The 20,257-nt window shown below is 38.9% G+C and carries 19 protein-coding genes and 1 tRNA gene; 8 read left to right on the top strand and 12 right to left on the bottom strand.

Annotation, left to right across the window (positions count from 1 at the left end; translation table 11 throughout):
- Window positions 1–182 precede the first annotated feature (182 nt).
- Both WAX86_RS20000 and WAX86_RS19995 read right to left on the bottom strand, forming a co-directional pair.
- Window positions 183–1,448, bottom strand: a complete 1,266-nt coding sequence (locus WAX86_RS20000; RefSeq protein WP_341489586.1) for a RidA family protein — start codon at window positions 1,446–1,448, stop codon at window positions 183–185.
- Window positions 1,449–1,912: 464 nt separating this feature from the next.
- A complete protein-coding gene (locus tag WAX86_RS19995; protein ID WP_341489585.1) occupies window positions 1,913–2,728 on the bottom strand; it encodes an enoyl-CoA hydratase/isomerase family protein in 816 nt (271 codons plus the stop codon).
- Between the two features lie 147 nt (window positions 2,729–2,875).
- Here WAX86_RS19995 and WAX86_RS19990 point away from each other — a divergent pair, with 147 nt between their 5' ends.
- A complete protein-coding gene (locus WAX86_RS19990) occupies window positions 2,876–3,802 on the top strand; it encodes a LysR family transcriptional regulator (RefSeq protein ID WP_341489584.1) in 927 nt (308 codons plus the stop codon).
- A 47-nt stretch (window positions 3,803–3,849) separates the two neighbouring features.
- Here the strand turns inward: WAX86_RS19990 and WAX86_RS19985 are convergent.
- Window positions 3,850–3,940 (bottom strand) — tRNA-Ser (locus tag WAX86_RS19985).
- Window positions 3,941–4,360: 420 nt separating this feature from the next.
- On the opposite strand from WAX86_RS19985, the gene WAX86_RS19980 reads away from it, so the two are divergent.
- The 3 genes from WAX86_RS19980 (at window position 4,361) to WAX86_RS19970 (ending at window position 6,362) form a co-directional block, all read left to right on the top strand.
- Window positions 4,361–4,558: a hypothetical protein gene (locus WAX86_RS19980; RefSeq protein WP_044178142.1), complete on the top strand. Its 198-nt coding sequence runs from the start codon at window positions 4,361–4,363 to the stop codon at window positions 4,556–4,558.
- 274 nt (window positions 4,559–4,832) lie between these two features.
- The gene (gene trxC / locus WAX86_RS19975; RefSeq protein WP_341489583.1) at window positions 4,833–5,267 is read left to right on the top strand and encodes a thioredoxin TrxC; all 435 of its coding nucleotides are present in this window, start codon (window positions 4,833–4,835) and stop codon (window positions 5,265–5,267) included.
- Window positions 5,268–5,492: 225 nt separating this feature from the next.
- Window positions 5,493–6,362 carry a hypothetical protein gene (locus tag WAX86_RS19970; RefSeq protein WP_341489582.1) on the top strand — a complete coding sequence of 290 codons (870 nt, stop codon included), beginning with the start codon at window positions 5,493–5,495 and terminating at the stop codon, window positions 6,360–6,362.
- Window positions 6,363–6,448: 86 nt separating this feature from the next.
- Here WAX86_RS19970 and WAX86_RS19965 read toward each other — a convergent pair whose 3' ends face one another.
- From WAX86_RS19965 to WAX86_RS19955, 3 genes are all read right to left on the bottom strand, one after another.
- Window positions 6,449–7,420 (bottom strand): alpha/beta fold hydrolase, encoded by a 972-nt coding sequence (locus WAX86_RS19965; RefSeq protein ID WP_341489581.1) that lies wholly within the window; start codon window positions 7,418–7,420, stop codon window positions 6,449–6,451.
- Between the two features lie 5 nt (window positions 7,421–7,425).
- Entirely contained in the window at window positions 7,426–8,424 is a 999-nt protein-coding gene (locus tag WAX86_RS19960; RefSeq protein WP_065171531.1) for a patatin family protein, read from the bottom strand.
- Window positions 8,425–8,664: 240 nt separating this feature from the next.
- The gene (locus tag WAX86_RS19955; RefSeq protein WP_341489580.1) at window positions 8,665–10,125 is read right to left on the bottom strand and encodes an oligopeptide:H+ symporter; all 1,461 of its coding nucleotides are present in this window, start codon (window positions 10,123–10,125) and stop codon (window positions 8,665–8,667) included.
- A gap of 608 nt (window positions 10,126–10,733) precedes the next feature.
- Here WAX86_RS19955 and ygjK point away from each other — a divergent pair.
- The 3 genes from ygjK (at window position 10,734) to WAX86_RS19940 (ending at window position 15,417) form a co-directional block, all read left to right on the top strand.
- Window positions 10,734–13,358, top strand: a complete 2,625-nt coding sequence (ygjK, locus tag WAX86_RS19950; protein WP_341489579.1) for an alpha-glucosidase — start codon at window positions 10,734–10,736, stop codon at window positions 13,356–13,358.
- A gap of 207 nt (window positions 13,359–13,565) precedes the next feature.
- The gene (locus WAX86_RS19945) at window positions 13,566–14,198 is read left to right on the top strand and encodes a 2OG-Fe dioxygenase family protein (RefSeq protein WP_005304126.1); all 633 of its coding nucleotides are present in this window, start codon (window positions 13,566–13,568) and stop codon (window positions 14,196–14,198) included.
- Complete coding sequence (locus WAX86_RS19940) at window positions 14,176–15,417, top strand: cysteine desulfurase-like protein (RefSeq protein WP_341489578.1); 1,242 nt, start codon at window positions 14,176–14,178, stop codon at window positions 15,415–15,417. The genes WAX86_RS19945 and WAX86_RS19940 overlap by 23 nt, the downstream gene beginning before the upstream one ends.
- Window positions 15,418–15,463: 46 nt before the next feature.
- Here the strand turns inward: WAX86_RS19940 and WAX86_RS19935 are convergent, their stop codons facing one another.
- From WAX86_RS19935 to WAX86_RS19915, 5 genes are all read right to left on the bottom strand, one after another.
- Complete coding sequence (locus WAX86_RS19935) at window positions 15,464–16,144, bottom strand: MOSC domain-containing protein (RefSeq protein WP_138222855.1); 681 nt, start codon at window positions 16,142–16,144, stop codon at window positions 15,464–15,466.
- A 228-nt stretch (window positions 16,145–16,372) separates the two neighbouring features.
- The gene (locus WAX86_RS19930; RefSeq protein ID WP_005304117.1) at window positions 16,373–16,861 is read right to left on the bottom strand and encodes a hypothetical protein; all 489 of its coding nucleotides are present in this window, start codon (window positions 16,859–16,861) and stop codon (window positions 16,373–16,375) included.
- Window positions 16,862–17,034: 173 nt separating this feature from the next.
- Complete coding sequence (locus WAX86_RS19925; protein WP_005304114.1) at window positions 17,035–17,802, bottom strand: ABC transporter permease; 768 nt, start codon at window positions 17,800–17,802, stop codon at window positions 17,035–17,037.
- The gene (locus WAX86_RS19920) at window positions 17,799–18,467 is read right to left on the bottom strand and encodes an ATP-binding cassette domain-containing protein (protein ID WP_341489577.1); all 669 of its coding nucleotides are present in this window, start codon (window positions 18,465–18,467) and stop codon (window positions 17,799–17,801) included. The genes WAX86_RS19925 and WAX86_RS19920 overlap by 4 nt, the downstream gene beginning before the upstream one ends.
- 174 nt (window positions 18,468–18,641) lie before the next feature.
- Complete coding sequence (locus WAX86_RS19915; protein WP_005304109.1) at window positions 18,642–18,851, bottom strand: cold-shock protein; 210 nt, start codon at window positions 18,849–18,851, stop codon at window positions 18,642–18,644.
- Window positions 18,852–19,252: 401 nt separating this feature from the next.
- Here WAX86_RS19915 and WAX86_RS19910 point away from each other — a divergent pair, with 401 nt between their 5' ends.
- Window positions 19,253–19,399 (top strand): hypothetical protein, encoded by a 147-nt coding sequence (locus WAX86_RS19910; protein WP_341489576.1) that lies wholly within the window; start codon window positions 19,253–19,255, stop codon window positions 19,397–19,399.
- A 105-nt stretch (window positions 19,400–19,504) separates the two neighbouring features.
- Here the strand turns inward: WAX86_RS19910 and WAX86_RS19905 are convergent, their stop codons facing one another.
- Entirely contained in the window at window positions 19,505–20,140 is a 636-nt protein-coding gene (locus WAX86_RS19905) for an NAD(P)H-binding protein (protein ID WP_341489811.1), read from the bottom strand.
- Window positions 20,141–20,257: the final 117 nt, after the last annotated feature.

Here is a 20,257-nt window from a genome sequence, read left to right as displayed (position 1 = left end):
ATCCCATTTAGATATAAAATATTGAACAAAAAGCAATTAATTCATAAATTTTTAAAACAACAAATGCCATAATACCTTTTCAGGCTATATGGCATTTATAAAAATCAAATTTACACGCTAGATGCATGATTTTATAGCATATAAAGATAACTAACTACCATGCATTCATGTTATTTTATAAATTATTTTCGTGGAGGAGTACCTTCACCATTTGAAACAACAGCGTCGATTTGTACCATAGCACCTTGAGCAATATCATTGACTCCTACAACAGTTCTTGCTGGTAGTTCTCCAGTAAAGAATGTGCTGTAAACATCATCAATTGCTGCTAAATCAGCCATATTTTTAACTTGAATATTAATCTTAACAATATCATCCATCACATGATCAATACTCTCGACAATCGCCTTAATATTTTCTAAACATTGTCTTGCTTGATCATGAGCACCACCGGCTACGATCTTATTTGATTTAGCATCAATAGGTAACTGGGCAGCAATATGATTGTAATGTGAGAAAGCTACTGTCTGAGTGTAAAGCGGATTAATTGGAGCAAGATCTGTGTTATTTGTACGAATCACAATACCATGACGATCTTCAATTTCTTGAGGAGGAGTGCCATCCCCATGAGAAACAACCACATCCATTTGTACTAACGCATTCATTGGCAAGCTTGCTGCTGAAATAACGGTTCTTGCAGGCATATAAGCGACAGCACGAGCAATTGCAGAATCAGGGAAGAAGGTCATATACACTTCGTTTATTGCATCAATGTCAGCCAAATCTTTTAGGTAGATTCGAACATTAACAATATCATCAAACGGTACATCAATGCTCTCTAGCACATTTTTGATATTACGTAGACATTGCGTTGCTTGCTCTTTAATTCCACCTGCAACTATTGCACCGGTTTGAGGCTCTACAGGCAACTGAGCTGATAAGTTATTGTAATGAGAGAAAGCAACAGTTTGAGTAGATAAAGCATCTAATGGTGCACGCTCTGTATTGCGAGACAGCTTAATTAGATCACATGGAGCTTGAGGGGCTGTACCTTCTCCATTAGAGATAAGCGCATCCATTTGAACCAATGCACCTGTTAATGGTAATGCAGCCACACCAACTACTGTGCGAGTTGGGTAGTAATCATTAAAGAATCCTGCATAAACTTCATTAATCGCGTCAATATCAGCCATGTCTTTAACAAACACGTTAATCTTAACCACATCATCCATTACGTGATCGATACTTTCGACTACCGCTTTAATATTTGCTAAACATTGAGCAGCTTGCTCTTTTACGCCACCTTTAACCATTTCACCAGTTACAGGATCCAATCCTAACTGAGCTGAAATATTATTGTAATGAGAAAAAGCAACTGTTTGTGTTGCAGTCATAGCTAAAGGCGCAGTTTGAGTATTTCTTGAAACCTTAATGATAGAACCGCTCATGTTGATCGTTATCCTTATTGTAGAGTACTAAATTCCGTATTTATCTTTATTGGTCGGAATGATGAAAGAGCGGTCATAGTAAAAAAAGTCACTAAGTAGAAATGTGAAATAACTCATAAATAATTAGCACTAACTTTAGCAAATCATTGGCATAATTAATCAATAAATGACTAATTATCCAGCGAATTTACCATGTTAAACCAATCAACTGACTTAATAGGTAAATTCATTCACCATTAAGGAATAGAATGTCAGTGTGAACTTTTTAATTTCTATCTAATTAATATTCATTTTGTCGTAGTACTCACAGAAAAATAACCAACATCAGCAACTGATCTCTTTTTCATTGCGTGAGATTGCGCTATTTGTGAATAAACTCCCAAAACCTACATAGACACACCCAAAAGCCCCCCTCAATCTTGTATACATAAAACTTGAGGGGGTTATATAAAGCGTAAAGCCTACTATTTTTGCATAAGCTCAGCTGCGGTGTCGGCAAAGATACCAGGCATATCTTTTTCCTCTCGCTCTGTTTGACCACCATGTTTTAAAAATGAAGCAATAATATCAGCGGTTTTTTGTTCTTTAGCTCGCTCGAGAAAATATCGTAACTCTAATTCAGCTCCTGCCTCTTCATCGATAATAGAAGTTGCAATGATCTCTTTGTACATAACGATATCACGAATTTCTAATGTACTAATCACTGCTAATGTCGCCTGTAAAAAGTCATTCATTTCAGCTTTAGGAACAAATTGAGTAATGATATTAAGTCTTTCTGCCTGTTGAGCCGTAAAATCATTACCAAGCAACAAAGCTTGCAGAGCCTTTCCTTTACCCATTCTTCGAGCATACTGCACAGCGCCTTGGCCACCTGTTGGGATATTTACGTGGATCTCAGGCTGAGCAAATACCGCATTTTCTGTTCCATAAGCTAAATCACAAGCCATAACAAACTCATCACCGCCTCCACGAGCCACACCATCAACAACCGCAACAGATAATTGTTTCATCTGTTTTAAGTTAGAGATCATATGATTAAATTCAATTGATGCAGCTTGGCCACCTTGAGTGCCATTAATCACATTAAGATCAAGATGAGCTAAAAAGAACTTATCGTGAGCAGATTTAAAGATAACAATCTTGGTATCGCGATCATCTTTAAGAGATAAGATAAATTCATTAATTTCATTGATTAAATCAATGGTAATTACATTGACTGGTCGATTGTTAATAACAACGGTAGCAATGCCATTCTCATGAGTAATAGAAAGCTTGTTCATAATGTATTCTCTCTTAATAAACTAAAATTATTCAGTGACCCTTAGTCGATGAAGTTACTATACGTTTCCGTTTAACCAAGAAAAACACTACAATCAGCACATCATTGATGCCATAAAAACAACAATAAAAATACCAAAGGAAATGCTATGGATTTTGCTAGCCGTCTACTACTACTGCTTGAAGTCATTGAACAAGGCTCTTTTACTAATGTTGCTAATCAAAAAAACGTCGATAGATCCGTTATATCTAAACAAATAAACAAACTAGAAAAAGAGCTTGGAGTAAGGCTATTAAATAGAACAACACGATCTTTATCATTAACAGCGGCCGGAAATGAAATGGTCAGCCAAGCTGATAAATTGCGCACTCTATTAAGTAATACTCATCGTTTAGCACAAAACTATCATCATGAGCCTCGAGGAACATTAAGAGTAACCAGCTCAATCATGTTTGGCCGTCAATATGTACAAGACGCTATTTCACAATTTCAAAAAGAATATCCTGAAGTAAGCTGTGAATTAAGGCTTGAAGATAGACTTGTAGACATCGTTAAAGAAGGATTTGATATTGGGTTTCGTTTAGGAAAGCCAAAAGACTCAGGACTTATCTGCAAAAAAATTACTAAAAGTCGCTTGTTGATTGTCGCGACGCCAGAGTTTATTAAGCAGTTTGGCCCAATAGATAATATTGAACAGCTCGAAGCAGCGCCAGCTACTGTTTATTCAGCGCCAGGCCTTCTGCTAAACAAGTTCACCTATCAAGATGACAGTGGAATTGAGCAGACTTTCCAGCTAAATCCAGTTTATAAAGTAAATGATACTGAAATGATCGTAAAAAGCGCTCTTGCTGGAAACACACTAGCGGTTGTGACCACACAAATGATTCACAATGAAATACAAGAAGGATTATTGAACCCAATACTGCCTCAATTAAACCTTGATGATTATGGTATTTTCTATGCCGTTTACCCACACAGAGATGCGCCAATAAAAACGAAGCTGTTTATTGAAACATTAAAATCAATTATTGAGAAAGATTCCCAGACCGTAACAAACAGCTTATCGCAGCAATAAGAAACGCAAAAAGGCCGCTGAGCAAAACTCAGCGGCCTTCTTTAATATGGCGGAGAGATAGGGATTTGAACCCTAGATACGCTACAAACGTATGCCGGTTTTCAAGACCGGTGCTTTCAACCACTCAGCCATCTCTCCATTCGGTGAATAATACGAGCATAATTATCGTTTGTAAACCCTTACAAAGCCTAAGTGATTAATAAACACTCACAGCAAACACAACCGAACAATATACAATCAAACAAGACAAATAAAACACTACTTTTCAAGGGTATATAAGATTTAATTGCAAACAAACATAAAGAAATTATATGCACAATTAACAAAGAATTTAGGATGGCAATAAGATGAAAAAAATATTGAAGTTGATCGGATTATTTTCTTTCGCTGGAATCTCCTAAACTACGCAAAAAATGTGGCACTGGCTAGCCTTTTTCTACGGTATTTTTTCAATCTTACACCTTTATCACAATCTTAGATTTATCGTCTTAACTCGCTGCAAAAGCTCTGATAAAGATATCTCAACTGATGACGCATGGTTGCTTTAGGAGGTTTACTGTGTCTATCAATTCTATTGATCATTCTGAAATGGCTTCTGTATCTTCAAAGTGGGACTACAAAGACGAAAGCGCTTCTCGTATTGCAGACAGTAAGAAACAACAAGCTGAGGCTCGTCGCCGTATCGAACTACTAAGGGATATAAGAGAAAGTGGTTTAACATTAGAAGAAGCTCGCGAACTAGGGCTACTTCACTAAGACAGAGAGAATGAGGATTCAAAGTTAAGTCGGTTACGCATGATATCTAAAGTAACTTTACTGACTGACTATTAAATAAGAATTATAAGATGCTGTTATCTACTGAGCCCGACCCAGTTCAGTGATAACGGCATTTTGTTGTTACCCTTGTCATCATAATCATAGCTATTTACTTCATAGGTTTAACCTATCAAATTAAGATGTAAAATCTGCTTCCAAATTTTGACTAAAAGCGTAAATTAACAATCAATATAATAAAGATTGGAAAGCAGCTATGACTATGATTACAACACGTTGCCCTCACTGTAAGGCACTAAACCAACTTCCTGCTGAGCGTATTAATGAAGCTGCGACTTGTGGCTCATGTAAAGAACAACTTCTAGATGGACATCCAGTAGAAGGTACAGCAGATAACCTAGCAACACTTATCACTGGTGAGAAACCTGTTGTTGTTGATTTCTGGGCACCGTGGTGCGGTCCTTGTGTTGGTTTTGCTCCTGTATTTGAAGACGTAGCAGAAGAGCGTGAAGGTGACGTACGTTTTGTTAAAGTGGATACTGAAGCTCAACAAGAGCTTGCCATGCAGTACCGTATCCGCAGTATTCCTACTATTATGGTCTTTAAAAATGGCCAAATGGTCGATGTGATTAATGGTGCATTACCAAAAACACATTTCAATGAATGGTTAGATCAAGCTTTAGATAAATAATTCTTCATAGCTAATGAATATGTAAAAGGCTCTGCAATCTGTGTTGTAGGGCCTTTTGGCTATTTATGGCTTAGTAGAGTTAACGTTATTTTGCTCAATTGAAAAGCATAGGACAGATGACGAGATTTCATCTTCTGACAAAATCATTACCTTGGGTTTATATAAAAAACCGCTATAATGCCAATTAGATGAGAATTTAAGGAAGTATTTCGTTTGGGGGATTTAATGCAACGTATCACGACCCATCGCTTAGCCATTGCGGTTACAGTTGTAGCACTCGCTGGCTGTAGCTCAACACCAAAACAGCAACAGCCAGAGACCAATCAGCTTCCAGTTTATAAATTCACTGATGTGGCACACAATTTTATTGCTGAAAACGCTGAACGTAGCAGTGGCACTGTGGTTGATAAAGGCTTTTTTAACCCAAAGAAAAATAACTCTTTTGGTTATCGTTACTGCGCCTCAAGCCCAGATGCAGCAAGTACCGATATGGAAGCATTTAAACTGCTAGCTCAATCGACCTGTGATACTAATCTTGGAACAATGGTTGACCTGCCACATGGAACATGGTGTGTTTATAACCCTAATACACCAGAAGAAACCCCTATTTTCTCAGCTTATATTTCAGATAGTGACTTGTGGACAGATCTTTGCCCAACAGGGCCTTTTGTGACTATGAAGGTTAATGAAAACCGAGAATACACTAAAGACCAATGGTTTAAAGAAGCACAAGTCTTAGGTTATGAACCTTACTCTATTCACCGTAAAGTTGAACCAGTAAAAAGTGGTGTACGCTCAGAATCATTCCGAACTACCCCAGCAACAGACAAAAACCTTGATACTTGGGCAGACGAAAGCTATTACATCTATAAAAATATTGGCGCTACCGTTTGTTTGGTCGATAAACAAAAAAGTGTCCCTTATGATGTGACATATCGAGGAAAAGTCGTGAGCGCAAAAGATGGGCGAGTTCGTGTTTTGGCCACGCAGAAATTTAAAGGTGATGTACGTACAGCACCTAAATATGAGGTGTTACCTTGGCATAAGAAAGCCTATATCAATGCCGATGTAAACTCTTGGTTCTTATGTGAGTAAATTATAACTACCGCAAACAGTCGCCGTATTTAATGGATTATTATCATTCAATACGGCGGCTGTTTTATTCTGAGTAACTCTCAATATTAATGGTTATGATGCTCAAAAAAATGTAACGTATCGGCAAGAACCTGTTCGCGCAATCCATCTCTTTCCATCAATAACTCATGCTTAGCGCCTGGTATTACGTGAATTCTGCAACACGGTGTTTTCGAATTAAATTGTTCATGAGCATGGTTATCCACAATAGAATCTCGACCAGCTTGTAATAATAAAATCGGTGTTGATATCTGATTTGCATGCAACACACATTGATTCGCAGCTTCTATCGCTTGCCAAATCCAGCGAGGACTTGGGCCACCAACTCTAAGCTCAGGATGCTCCTTATATAAGTGTCGATACCAATAGTAACGCACAACACTTTGACTCTGTTCATTCTTTTCAAATGGGACATCTTGATACGGCTTTTGCCCCCAAAAGAAAGAAGGAACAGGTTGTAACAGTTCGGAGAATCTCGCTACTTTAGATGCTACTTTGGTTAAGGGAAAACGAAGGGAAATCCCAAACATAGGAGCATTGAGTACTGCGGCATTAAAAACTCGCTTTGCTTTACGTTCTAGGTACAATGTAGCCACTGCACCTCCCATCGAATGAGCCAGCAAATACCGATTTTTATACCGTTCTGGTTTCACGATATCATAAATAAAGGTATCAAGATCATCGACATAATAATCAAACTCAGCGACATACCCTACCTGAGGATCTTTTAATATCCGACCTGACTCCCCTTGTCCTCGATGATCATAAGCATAAACATCATAGCCATGGCTATAAAGTTCATAAAAGAGCTCTTGATACTTCCAATAACTCTCATTGCGACCATTAACAATCACAACACAGCGGTCATGCTCAGGCTTTGTGATACTAATCCATCGAATAGGAATATTACGAACCCCTAAAAACTCTCCATTGGTTCGCTGCTGCCACATTTTTCTTACTTCACATCCCATCAAATCAGAAAAATTAGACTCCTTTGTAAGGATTGCTGATGTGTTCATTTTTACTACAACCTTACGTTTGCCATTGGGATGCAATTTAATTGATCATTTGCTGCGGGTTGACCAAATTGATGATGCATATGTTTACCCATCGTATTTAGGAAATACACTCCCGTTTGATAACCCAAATGATAATCGGTATTTAACATCGAAATATCGCTACCAATTAATTTTGAGACCAATGGCTTTTGTGGATGTATTTCATAAATAGTGACATCATCAGGCGGATTACTTAGGAATTGCTGTGTTTTACGGTAGTTATCTTCGTGCTCCAACAGCATTTCAATTACACCAGCTGCACGAGATTTCCCTAAGGCCTGCTGCACACTGGTCATCCAACAATGATCATATTGCACATCAAGAGGTACAGTTCGGACAACAACAATATGACGATATCCTCGCTCGTAGGCTTCTTGAACTGGGATTGGCGCACACAACCCACCGTCAACCCAATACTCATTCTGAGAAAAAATAGGCTGTCGATTTAAAATAGGAATAGCACAAGAAGCTTTAAGCGCTAAGGTTCGATTATCAGTATCTAAGTCAAAATAGGATGCCCGATGGCTCATAATCCCACTCGCACTGGCAAGAACAGTACGATAACGCATATTTTCATGGCCTTGCTTCCAATTTAGCTGTAGGCGTGCATCCAAACTTTCATTGGTTTGCCCAACTAACCAATCGAGGTTCAAACCTTCGCGGCCAAAGATAAAACGGTAGACATCAAAAAACTGATGATTGGTTGTTGCCTCGGTGATCACACGATAGGCATGCTTATATTGACCACAAATATAAGAAGCCAAATTTAGAGAACCTGCCGATGTACCGACCAACAATGAAAAAGGATTAAAATTTGCTTCGAGAAAAGCATCTAAAACACCTGCGGTAAAGATTCCTCGTTGCCCACCGCCTTCTGTCACTAATGCAACTTTTGTAACTTCAGTACCTATATGTGATAGAGCATCAGTATTGTGTACTGCGTATGAAACGTGAGTTCCTGTCATACGCCCATTCTCCACGTTATTCTTGATTTGAATGATTTCTAGAGAATACATCCAAATTACTATTATTTATATTTAATAATCCTTTTCTTTGCTTTAAAGGGATATTAACCATTAAAAGCACCCAATCGAAATCAAATTAACTAATAATCTGGTTTCATTCCTAAATAAAAACGCCTAACTAAATTCTAGCTAGGCGTTCTATTGTGTTTATCTATCTTAATGTTATTTAAGCAAATACTCTTAAACAGCTTTATGACGATTTTTAAAATCAACCAATAAGCCAAGAACAAGAACGGCAACAGTCACAAATAAAATAGACTGGAACACATGGTGATATTGAGCAGCAGATGCAATTAAATCAGTCGCATCTGCATTAACTGGTGTGTTGCTTGCCGTAAATTCTGCAATATTTGCAGCAATATAGTTGGCAACCGAACCACCCATCAACATATAGATACCTGCTAACGTACTGGTTGCTCCTTGTGGATTCAAACGAGTAATCGCAGCTAAAGCAACAGGGTCAATAAAGAGCTCTGCAACGCCAATTAAGAATAAGCCAATGAACAACCATAAGAACGTTGTATGACCTGTATTCATAGCTAATTTTGATGAAATAGTAATAAGAGTAAAGCCTGCAGTTAGCAGTAACAGGCCCATATTTAGCTTAGTTAAGGTGCGAACAGAAATACTCTTTGATGCCAGCACCTTCCATAACCACGCAACAGCACCACCACCAACAATAACCGCAACAGGGTTAACAGACTGGAAGAAAGCCGTTGGGATATGGAAGCCAAAAATATCCGTATTAATATTACGTTCAATAAATAGGCTGATTGAGCTTCCGCCTTGCTGATCAAAGGCCCAGAACACTGTACCAAAGATCATAAAATAGAGAATTGAATTTAACTTTGAACGATCACTTGGTGAGCTTCGACGGTATAAAGCGACAATTTGATAAAAAGAAACTGCACAGATAACCGCTAAAATATAACCAGCAAGAAGATCTTTTAGTACAAAAACAAGACCGAATGCAGTAAGAGCTAGAAGCACAATAATAATCAACCAGTGTGGAACACCCGCTGACTTTTGAATCAATGCATCTTTATTGCACTTTTTCACATGAGTAAAGTTACGACGACCCGTACTAAAGATAATAAGGCCGATAAGCATACCAATACCCGCGAGAGCAAAACCGACATGCCAACCCCATTTCATTGCTGCATAACCACAAAAAATTGGAGCAAGAGCAGAACCTACGTTACCGCCAACATAAGAGATGGAAAATCCCGACTCTCGTGATTTCTCATGCTCTTTTGTATACAGTTCACCAAGCAAGCAGCTGGAGTTGGTCTTAAAGAAACCATAACCGCAGATAATTAAAGAGAGCGCAATATACATACTGATATTGCCAACGGATGGGATACTTAATACTGCGTGTCCTGCAACCATCAATAAAGCGCCAATAACTACCGACCAGTAGTTACCAAAGTATCGGTCTGCTAGGTAGCCACCAATAATTGGAGTGACATAAACAAGTGAGGTATAAGCCCCATAGAGTGCGTATGCATGATGATCTGTCATTAAAAGTTTTTGAGTTAAAAACAGGATTAACAGAGATCGCATACCGTAGTAGCTAAAAAATTCCCACATCTGTATGGCGATGAGGTGAAAGAGGCCTTTGGGCTGGGAGGCTAAACGCATGATATTACCTACAAAGTTCAAGCTGTGTTGCTATACATAATTATTGTTATATAGGGTTAAGGTATTTTTGTGATTATGATCACTATTAATACTCCCATACCAGCTCAGTACAAGTAGATTTTCCCCTCATTTTTAATATCTAACATTGCAGAGAAGATCGATTCTATCTTTTGCAATCTCCACTCAAGTATTTACTAAATAATTTATATTCGTTTATCTTTAAAAATTAACTCATTCAAACGCACAAAATAAAAGACAAAAAGATATTTAAAAGACATATGTTGAGTTAATTAAATCCCATTAAAATATATATGCAAAAATTAAATCATAATATTTTCAAAGTAACTTACATTTCAAACTGTTTATTTTACAGGTTAAAATAAGGCCTTATTTTTACTATATTTACTTACTGATGAGATAATTTTAGTTAATTTTTTACTTTCAAATTAACCTATTAATTATGATTGCCATCACATTATTTTTAATATTCAATATTGGTTTTGTGATATTCAGTCCTATATTCATTTTCGTTTCGTGACAATAAAATTGAAAATAGTAACTTCTTGCCGAAATTATTATTCCCATAAAAATAAATACGGACGTGACAAATGAAGACAAAACTATCTCTTCTGGCATTATGTGTAGGTACATCAATGCTAACTGGCTGTTTTGATTCTGATAATTCAGGCATTTTCAACAAAGTAAACCCTCAACCTACTCTGGCAAGTCAATATAAAAACGTACTTGATCGTACGGGTACACCAAACCATTTAATTGAAGTGGGTAATGGTAACCATATGGCTTACACACCATTACATGATAATGGCGCATGGCATGGTCACTTATTACCAGATCTAAAAGCAGCGCCAGAAACAGCTGGCGGCTTTGGTACTACTCTTATTGCCGAAGAATATAATGTCTCTCTAGCACAATATTTAGATAAAATTTCAGTTTCTATCGATGGTGAAAAAATAAACTTTACTACCGAAGCTTATAGTATTGCTGGTGCATTAATTCAAAAAATGACATCAGCAGAAGGTATCAGTATCGAAATGACCATGCGTTTTGTTTCTGGCCGATCTTCTTTATTAGAAACCAAAATAACAAACCCAACAGGTAAAGAATTAACCATTGAGCTTGATGGTAAGCTAGTAACCGATTATTACGCTAAGAATGGTAACGCAGCAAAAGAGACCATAAACGAAAAACTACCAAACTATACTCGCGAAGTATCATCTGATGATAATGGCGATATTACGATAGATTTTGGTCGCGAGCGTGCTTCGTGGTATGTGCGTACAACCGGAGAATCTGAATTCCATATCACTCGTAACCTTGCAACAACCACAAAATTTACTGATGACAATTATCAGTCTGTTGCCAAAATTGATGGTAACCAAACTATTTACACCGTCTTTACTCACACAATGACCGCAGATGAGTGGAACACAGAACAAAGTGTTGTTGAAGATATTTTAAATCACCCAAATAACTACATCGCAAAAACCGTGACTCGTTGGGAAGATTACCTTGCAAAAGGTCTGAGTAATCCAAATGCCAGCAAAGAACAGGAACGTGTCGCAGTAAAAGCAATTGAGACACTAAACGGTAACTGGCGTAGCCCAGCTGGGGTACTATCTCATGATACTGTAACCCCATCCGTTACCGCTCGTTGGTTCTCTGGTAACCTAACTTGGCCATGGGATACTTGGAAACAAGCTTATGCTATGGCGCACTTCAATCCAAACATTGCCATGGAAAACATTCGAGCAGTGTTCCAATACCAGATCCAAGATAACGACGCGCTTCGTCCATATGACAAAGGCTTCTTGCTTGATGTAGTTGGCATGAATATGAGCGATATTCGTGGTGAAGCCGAAGGTCGCACTGAATTTAACGATGCGCAAACTTGGAATGAACGTAATACCAAGCCATCTCTTGCATCATGGGCGGTATGGGAAGTTTATACTGCACTTAAAAATGAACATAACCGCGAAGCAGATGCGCAAGCTTGGCTAGAAGAGATGTATCCAAAGCTAAAAGCCTATCATGACTGGTGGTTAACGGCTCGTGATACCAATGGTAATGGTATTCCAGAATACGGCGCAACTGTTGATCCTGAGCATACAACAAAAGATGGTCAGCTAATCTATTTCTATAAGCCTAATGCGCAAAGTGATTGGATTGAGGCAAGTGGTATTGATAACTACAATGCTCTTTTAGAGTCAGGAAACTACGTAGATATCAGCAGCCCGGCACAGACTGCTGCATCTTGGGAATCTGGTCGTGACGATGCGGCAGTATTTGGCTTTATTGATACCATTGCTGATGCTAACGGCTACGACAGTTTGAGTGAAACAGAAGCTCAAGAAATTGATCAGCTAGGTCGCTACGCAAAAGACAAATATAGTTTTGATAATAAATTAAACATTGGTACCGATGGAGAAGGTAAAACACTTGTTACTTACTCTAATATCAGCGCGGAGAATACTGCAAAACTCAACCAAGCGAAGAAAGATTGGCAGGTTAAGTTTAGTGAAAACAAAGATGCGAAAGGCGAAGTTATTGGTTACTCCCTATATCAAGAGTCGATTGATCAGGCATCTTACTGGTACAGCGATAATAATTACCTAGCAAAAATTGCAACTGAATTAGGCTTAGGTAACGAAGCAACAGAGTTCACTAAGAAAGCGAACGAAACTAAAGACTACATCAACAAATGTATGTTTGATAAAGAGACTGGCTTCTTCTACGACATCAGTATCGACAATGCACAAGCGCAGGAACTGAATAATGGCTGTGCTGGTAAACCTCTAGTTAACCGAGGAATGGGTGCTGAAGGTTGGTCGCCACTATTTAATGAGGCAGCCACACAAGAACACGCAGATGCTGTTGTAGATAACATGCTAAATGAGGAGAAGTTCAATACTAAAGTGCCACTAGGTACAGCGGCTAAAGATAATCCAGCGTATGGTGCTGATATTTACTGGCGCGGCCGTGTATGGGTTGATCAGTTCTATTTCGGCGTGAAAGGTCTAGATAACTACGGTTATAACAAAGAGGCTGTTGAGCTTACCAATAAGCTATTTGCTAATGCGGAAGGATTAACTCAAGACAAACCAATTCAGGAAAACTACAACCCTGAAACTGGTGCAGTACAAGGTGCAAATAACTTCTCATGGAGTTCTGCTCACCTTTACATGCTTTATAACAAGTTTTTCAAAGCTCAATAATTAAAAATACAATAATTCATTAGCTGCTCTTGTTCCCCCAAGAGCTGTTAATAACAAAGCACTGAACTATATGTTTGGTGCTTTTTTCATTTTTACCATTTACGACTAAAATTTATCAAAAGACAGTTTTTTGTTGGTGGTTAACTCTAGGTAAACTCAATCGTATAAATAAAATAATAAAGCAAATACTGATAGAAGGGGTCGCATATGAATAACACCTTTCTTATAGAAGCTTTTCAAACACCGCCGAGTGTGGCAGAAAACCTGATTCCCTATTTTGAAGATTTGCCACAAGATCAGTATGTTACCCAACATAATCGTTATCGAACCTATGCGCGATTTTCCTACAATGCCCACGATTTTTCGCGACTCGCCCACCACAATTTTTGTCAATCATCTGAAATCAATCGCGCTGTTGGTGATATTGAACGCAATTTTGCACCAATGTCTGAGGAGCTTATAAATACTCCAGAATTTCAGCACTTACTCTCTTCATTTGCACATTATATTGATGTGGATTTAACGCATCGCATTATCGATGTCCATCAAATCCGTGTTACCTGTAACGATCACACCACCAGCAGTGCTGCCCCTGAGGGTATCCATCAAGATGGCTTCGAGTTTGTTGGTATTTATTGTGTCCAAAGAAAGAATATTTGCGGCGGTTTTACGCAACTTTTTACTTCCCCCGTTGATCAACATCCTCACTTAAATACAGTATTAGAAGAAAATCAGTTCATTATTATCAATGATCGTCATTTCTATCATTTTATATCGGAAACGTTAGCCAGTACCCATGACGAGCAAGGAGTGAGAGATGTCTTCGTATTTACCGCTTAATCACCACAATATCGATCACATCCGTCGGCAGTTTCCCGCTCTAACACACGGCGAACAGACTCGATTGTTTTTTGATGGCCCTGGAGGCTCTCAACAGCCAGAGAATGTCATTAATGCCTATCGCAATTTTTTCATTAATGGCAACTCAAATTTAGGTGGACACTTTGCAACCAGCACCCAAACACACCAAATCGTTGATGAAACCAGAAAGAAAGTTGCCACATTAATCGGAGCCTCATCAGGAAAAGAGATTATTTTTGGTGCCAATATGACGTCTCTAACCTTTTCCTTGAGTCGAGCCATCAGCCAAGATTGGCAAACAGGAGATGAGATCATCCTGACTGATATTGATCATGCAGCAAATCGTTCACCATGGGTACTTGCAGCGAAAGAGAAAGGCGTTACGGTCCATTATTTACCCATACAAGATGATCGTTGCCATCTGGATCTTTCTTCTTTCATGTCATTATTAAGCCCAAAAACTAAGTTATTGGCTTTAAGCGCAGCAAGTAACCTAACCGGGACGTACACCGACTTGGCTCCATTTATTGAACTCGCTAAAGCAAATGGTACCTTAACTTATATTGATGCTGTTCATTACTTACCCCATCAACAAATCGATGTCACCCAGCTAGATGCCGATTTTGTTGCAGGTTCAGCCTATAAATTTTTCGGCCCTCATTTAGGTTTTGTCTATGGCCGAGAAGAGCAGTTAGAAAATTACCAACCATTTAAAGTTGCTCCTGCTACCAACAACATTCCAAACTGTTGGGAGACGGGAACATTAAACTTTGAAGCAATTGCGGCTCTTTCTGCCACCATTGATTACCTAGCCTCTTTAGGTACTGGATCGAATCTTACTGAACAAATCACCAGTGCCTATCGCAATATCTATCAATATGAACAAGAACTTAGTCAATATTTTCTTGCAACGCTAAATCAGTTTCCCGAATTAACGTTAATTGGCGAAACAGATAAAGACAAAAGAACACCAACTTTTGCTTTAAGTTTTCAACATCACAATCCTAACGATATTGCGGCCATGCTAGGAAAACACCATATTTTCACTTGGAGTGGGCATCTCTATGCTGAGAGGTTAACGGCTAGTCTTAATTTAGATACGAAGGGCGGAGTTCTGCGTGTGGGAATGATGCACTATAATACCAAGCAAGAAATTGATACTTTCTTTCGTGTATTAGCTCGCTGTTTAAAGCAGTAAACACAAGGCAGAGTGTATTCTGCCTTATTGTTGTTCGAATCGAACTTTATGCGTGACCCAATAGACGGAAATTCCAATTTTCCAACTCATTGCTTTCTAAACGGCGTGTAATGGTCGTTTGCCAATTATGAGAAAGGGCTGTTTGCTGTTGTAATGCCTCAAGGCCTAAACGATTAAGCGGATCGCCAAAATAAATATCACAAACTTGTTTAATTGTTAGCGCATTCTCAGGACGAGAAAGTAATACCAACGGTTCCGAAACACTCACCAGACCCGGTTTTACCACACGATATAACCAACCACAACGGCTCAACTTCTGCATTTGTACCGAGAACTCGGCAACATTCCAGCGGGTGTTTAGCTTATAGCACGGTGAACGAGGTTGGCTCACTTCAATGATGGCCTCACCCCATTGGTATTGATCGCCAATATAGACATTTTCTTCTGTCATCCCTTGGCTACTGATATTTTCACCCATACCAGGCGCGCACCATTCTTTATCCACGCCATACTGCTGTTGCCAAAAAGCATAGTGCTCTACAGGGTATTGATGCAATGCTCGCTCAGTGCCACCATGATGCTTAGTTGAAGCACAGCTATCACCTTCAAGGCCCGTCTCAGAAAGGTAAATACGACCAGATACTAACTGCTTAAACATGGCCGTTTCAATTCCGTCCATATCTGAAACAGAACCACAATATACGCCAATTACGTTATTTTTTTGCATCACTCTTCTCCCTTTAAGAGCAAAAATACTAACACTGATCGACCTAAGCTATCTATAGGAATATACCGATGTGATTTATACCTAACGAAAGAGATAGGGCTTACTATGACAACATTTTGAGAGCCCTTAATTTAGTCATAACTAAAGAGTTTTTCAGCCACTTAGATATAGACAAAAAAAGCCAGCACAAAAGTACTGGCTTCGAGGTACGAAACTGGAAAGTAAAAATTAGATACCTGCGCGCTTAAATAGGCCGTTCATCAGGTTAGAACTTGCTTTTACTTGCTTTGATTTGTTCTTGTAGAAACGAGACAGCTCAGTGTCACCAACTTTGTTAGCAATATAGATCATTGATTGATACATATCTTTTGGTGTTTTCACACGCTCTTTATCATTCAATGGCTTAATTAGCTCAACAACATCAGAGCCTTTCAGTTTATTCTCGTTTGCGTACTCAAGGATCGAATCCAGAAGCTTATCAAGATCAACCATGAATTCAGAGTTCTGAACACCATGCTTCTTCATTTCTTTTTGATTACGCTTGCGAACTTGTTTAATCAAAAAAGCAGGTGTGTTGATCTTACGATAACCATAAATACCAGCAAGAATCAGCAGAATCGCGCCACCTGCAACATAGCCCCATACTGAACCTGAAGATTCAGCGGCAGGAAGAACATCAGCTGCTTTAGTTACTACAGTAACTGGTACATCAGACATATTTGTAACCTTAAAATTCTTTTTCAAACACGGAACAAGCAGACAGTATGCAAATATTGCCAAAAGCGCAATGCGATCAGTCAACTTTTACCACTTTCAGCCAGTAAAATTGAAATTTATATCAACTTTTAACCAGATCACTCTACTTGTATTAAATTATACAACCTATCTCGCTATTTCACCTCTCCATATTCGGAGAATGTTCGACGCTGGATCAAAGTCAGGGTGGTTGCAACGGATAGTATACCTGAGATAAATATCGCAACCATTATTGCTAACTGATATTTAACTGCAATCAAAGGAGCAGTACCCCCCAAAATTTGCCCCGTCATCATACCCGGTAAACTAACAATTCCCAATGTTGTCATTGCAGCAATTTGAGGTAAAACTGCCGCACCCATCGCAGTTTTGATAAAAGGTTGGCTAGGATTCGGCGCCCCCATCGCAACATAAAACTGATATTCTTGATGTTTTTCTTTCAACTGACTTTGCCAACGCTCTAATGCCAAAACATTCGCAGACAAACTATTCCCCAGCAGCATCCCTGCGATAGGAATCATATATTGGGCATCCCACCATGGTGTAGCCTGAATCACCCCAGCAAGCATCGCAGGCAACGCAATAACTAAGGCCACCACCAAACCTATTAAAACTGCGGGTAATACGGTCTTAAGCTCTACCCCTGCCCTCTTACAGACAGTATAGCCAGCAACAGAAATCATCACACTTAACCACAAAACATTTAGACCGATATGATTGAGGCTAAATAAGGTATGCAAGTACAACCCAACAACCGCCAATTGGATTGTCATACGCAGTACTGCCGTAATAAGTGATCGCGTTAATTTAAGCTGCCAACGGAAAAAAAAGTAGATAGGAATCAAAAGTAAGCCGTAGAATCCCGCTAACGCCCATACCGAGATATTAACTGCACCGTTCATAACAGTTCCTTATGTTGGGGATGTTGGGGTGAAACGGTCATTGCGTACTGCATATCTGCAGCGTTGTACCAAATCGGATCATGAGAGACTGAAATGCAAATAGCAGAACTCTCCTTAACTAAAGCAATAAGGTGATCTCGCGAAGACATATCTAACGCCGATGTAGGCTCATCAAGCAACCAAACCGGGCGCTGCATTAATAATAATCGAGCTAATGCTAACCGTTGTTTTTCCCCACCTGAAAGTAAATTCACCTCTTTTGAGAGCGCAACAGAAAGGTTGGCTTGGTTAAGTGCTTGTTCACATTGCGATGGTGTTACTAAAGGGATTGATTTATCCATGGCTTGCATCTGCCATGGTAGAAGTAACACTTGCTCTACGGTATCTCCGCCCATTATTGGTTGTTGAGGTAAATAACCAATTTGTTGACGCCACCAAGGAAAAGAAAGAGGTGTAATGGCGCGGTCCTGATAATAGAACTCACCTTGCTGGGCTGGTTTTAAAGAAGCGATAACTTGAATTAAGCTCGTCTTTCCACAACCTGAGTCACCCCATATTGCTAAATGTTGACCAGAGCAAACTTCATCGGTAAATGTTAAAGAAGGATCTTCAAAGCCTGAGCGCAAAGACTGAAAACGTAAAGAGTGATGAGAAGCAGGAAGCATAGGCCACCTTTATAAAAGCAAACATGAGAATAGCAACTAATTCACTGAGTTTACGTTTTATTGCTTACAGATACCAATTAATAGAAAAGGTATATAAGATTACTAAAATTCATATATAAAAAATGCCGACCCTAGGGATCGGCATTTTAGAAACTTTAAACGTTAAAAGCTAAATTATGCTTTTTCAACGTTAGCAGCTTGAGGACCTTTTTGACCTTGCTCGATGTCAAAAGTAACTTTTTGACCTTCAGCAAGAGTTTTGAAACCTTCACCAGTGATAGCACGGAAGTGTACGAATACGTCTGCACCGCCGTTATCTTGAGTGATGAAACCAAAACCTTTCTCTTCGTTGAACCACTTAACTGTACCAGTTGCTTTAGACATAAAGCCTCCAAAATATAAATAAATAATTCGCAATATTGCGGATGTAGCCAGTAACAAGAATTATCTATGTCATTAACAGCTTATGAATTTGGAAAGCTTCAAGAACGGTATAGCGTTGTAGCGAAGGTTTTCTAAAACATAATCTTAACGAGGTCTATAACTCATAGGCCGAGGTCAATAATAGAGTAATTCCTAGGTTTGTATAGCTTTATTTTAGTTTTTATAACCGAGATCACACATAAAACAAATAAGATTATGATTATAAAGGATTATTTATTTCTCCCCTATTTTATCAATAATAAGAAAATTAGCAGATTTATAAAATTATTGGCGATCTCGCTATTGCTGACCGACACTTGAACTATAGAATTTTAGGTAAAAATTAAACAGAGAAGATGATTATGTTTGAATGGCTTAAAAAATTATTCGGTGACAATCGTACAGAAAACGAGATCATTGACCAACAAGACACCTCACCTGAAGAGCTAGAAAGACAGCAGAGGTATGCGCAAGGTGCGCCATCTGATGATGGAGATGGCGGTGAGTGATCCCGTTTTAAAATAGAGCCAGTTTTAGCACACTTTAACTGGCTTTCGTAAAATAGCGTCACGGCGTTATGTAAACTGTTAAGCTAAATACAGCTAAGTTAAACACTACTGATATTTTGCATTTGGATCGACACAATGATAAATCTGGCCTATAGACGAACTGTCCATCAATAATTGATGACTTAGGCGCGCTACTTCAGTTCGAGAGACACAGCCATGAACTTCCTGCCCTTGGCTAAGCTCCCCTGTATGAGTCAACTCACCATCAATAAGTCCTCCTGGTCGTACAATGGTGTAATCCAATGCGCTTGTCTGCAGCCACATTTCAGCCAACGACTTTTCCCTAACTGCTCGACCGAAAACAGCTTTTGCTCTTGGCGGTAAATATTGCCAAGAGTCGCCACAACCTAATGACGTAATCAATAAAAATCGCAGCCCGCCTCTATCTTCAAGACAATCAATGATATGACGATTTCCTTGATAATCCACGTATTGCTCGGCGTTAAAACTGCCCATGGTTGAAATAACCCAACAACTATTAGGGAGCATCTGAACGGCAGTTTGCACTTGCATTAAATCAAGAGCATCACACTGTATCCACTGACCATTAAGAAGAGAAAACTCAGGGCTTGGCTCATCACCTCGTCCTAAACCAATAACAGAGAACCCTTGCTGGCTATAATACTTGGCCATGGCTAACCCTAGTCCATGGCTTGCACCAAAAATCGCCACATTTTGCATAACAACATCCAATTTAAGTGATAATGACATCTATTATCACTTAAATTGGATACAAAAAAAATCTCTAAACCACTAAGTAGTTCAGAGATTTTCCGTATCAATCGCACTGATTAATCA

The organism is Photobacterium damselae subsp. damselae, assembly GCF_038086725.1.
GTDB lineage: Bacteria > Pseudomonadota > Gammaproteobacteria > Enterobacterales > Vibrionaceae > Photobacterium > Photobacterium damselae.
This window is presented reverse-complemented; position numbering and strand designations above follow the sequence as displayed.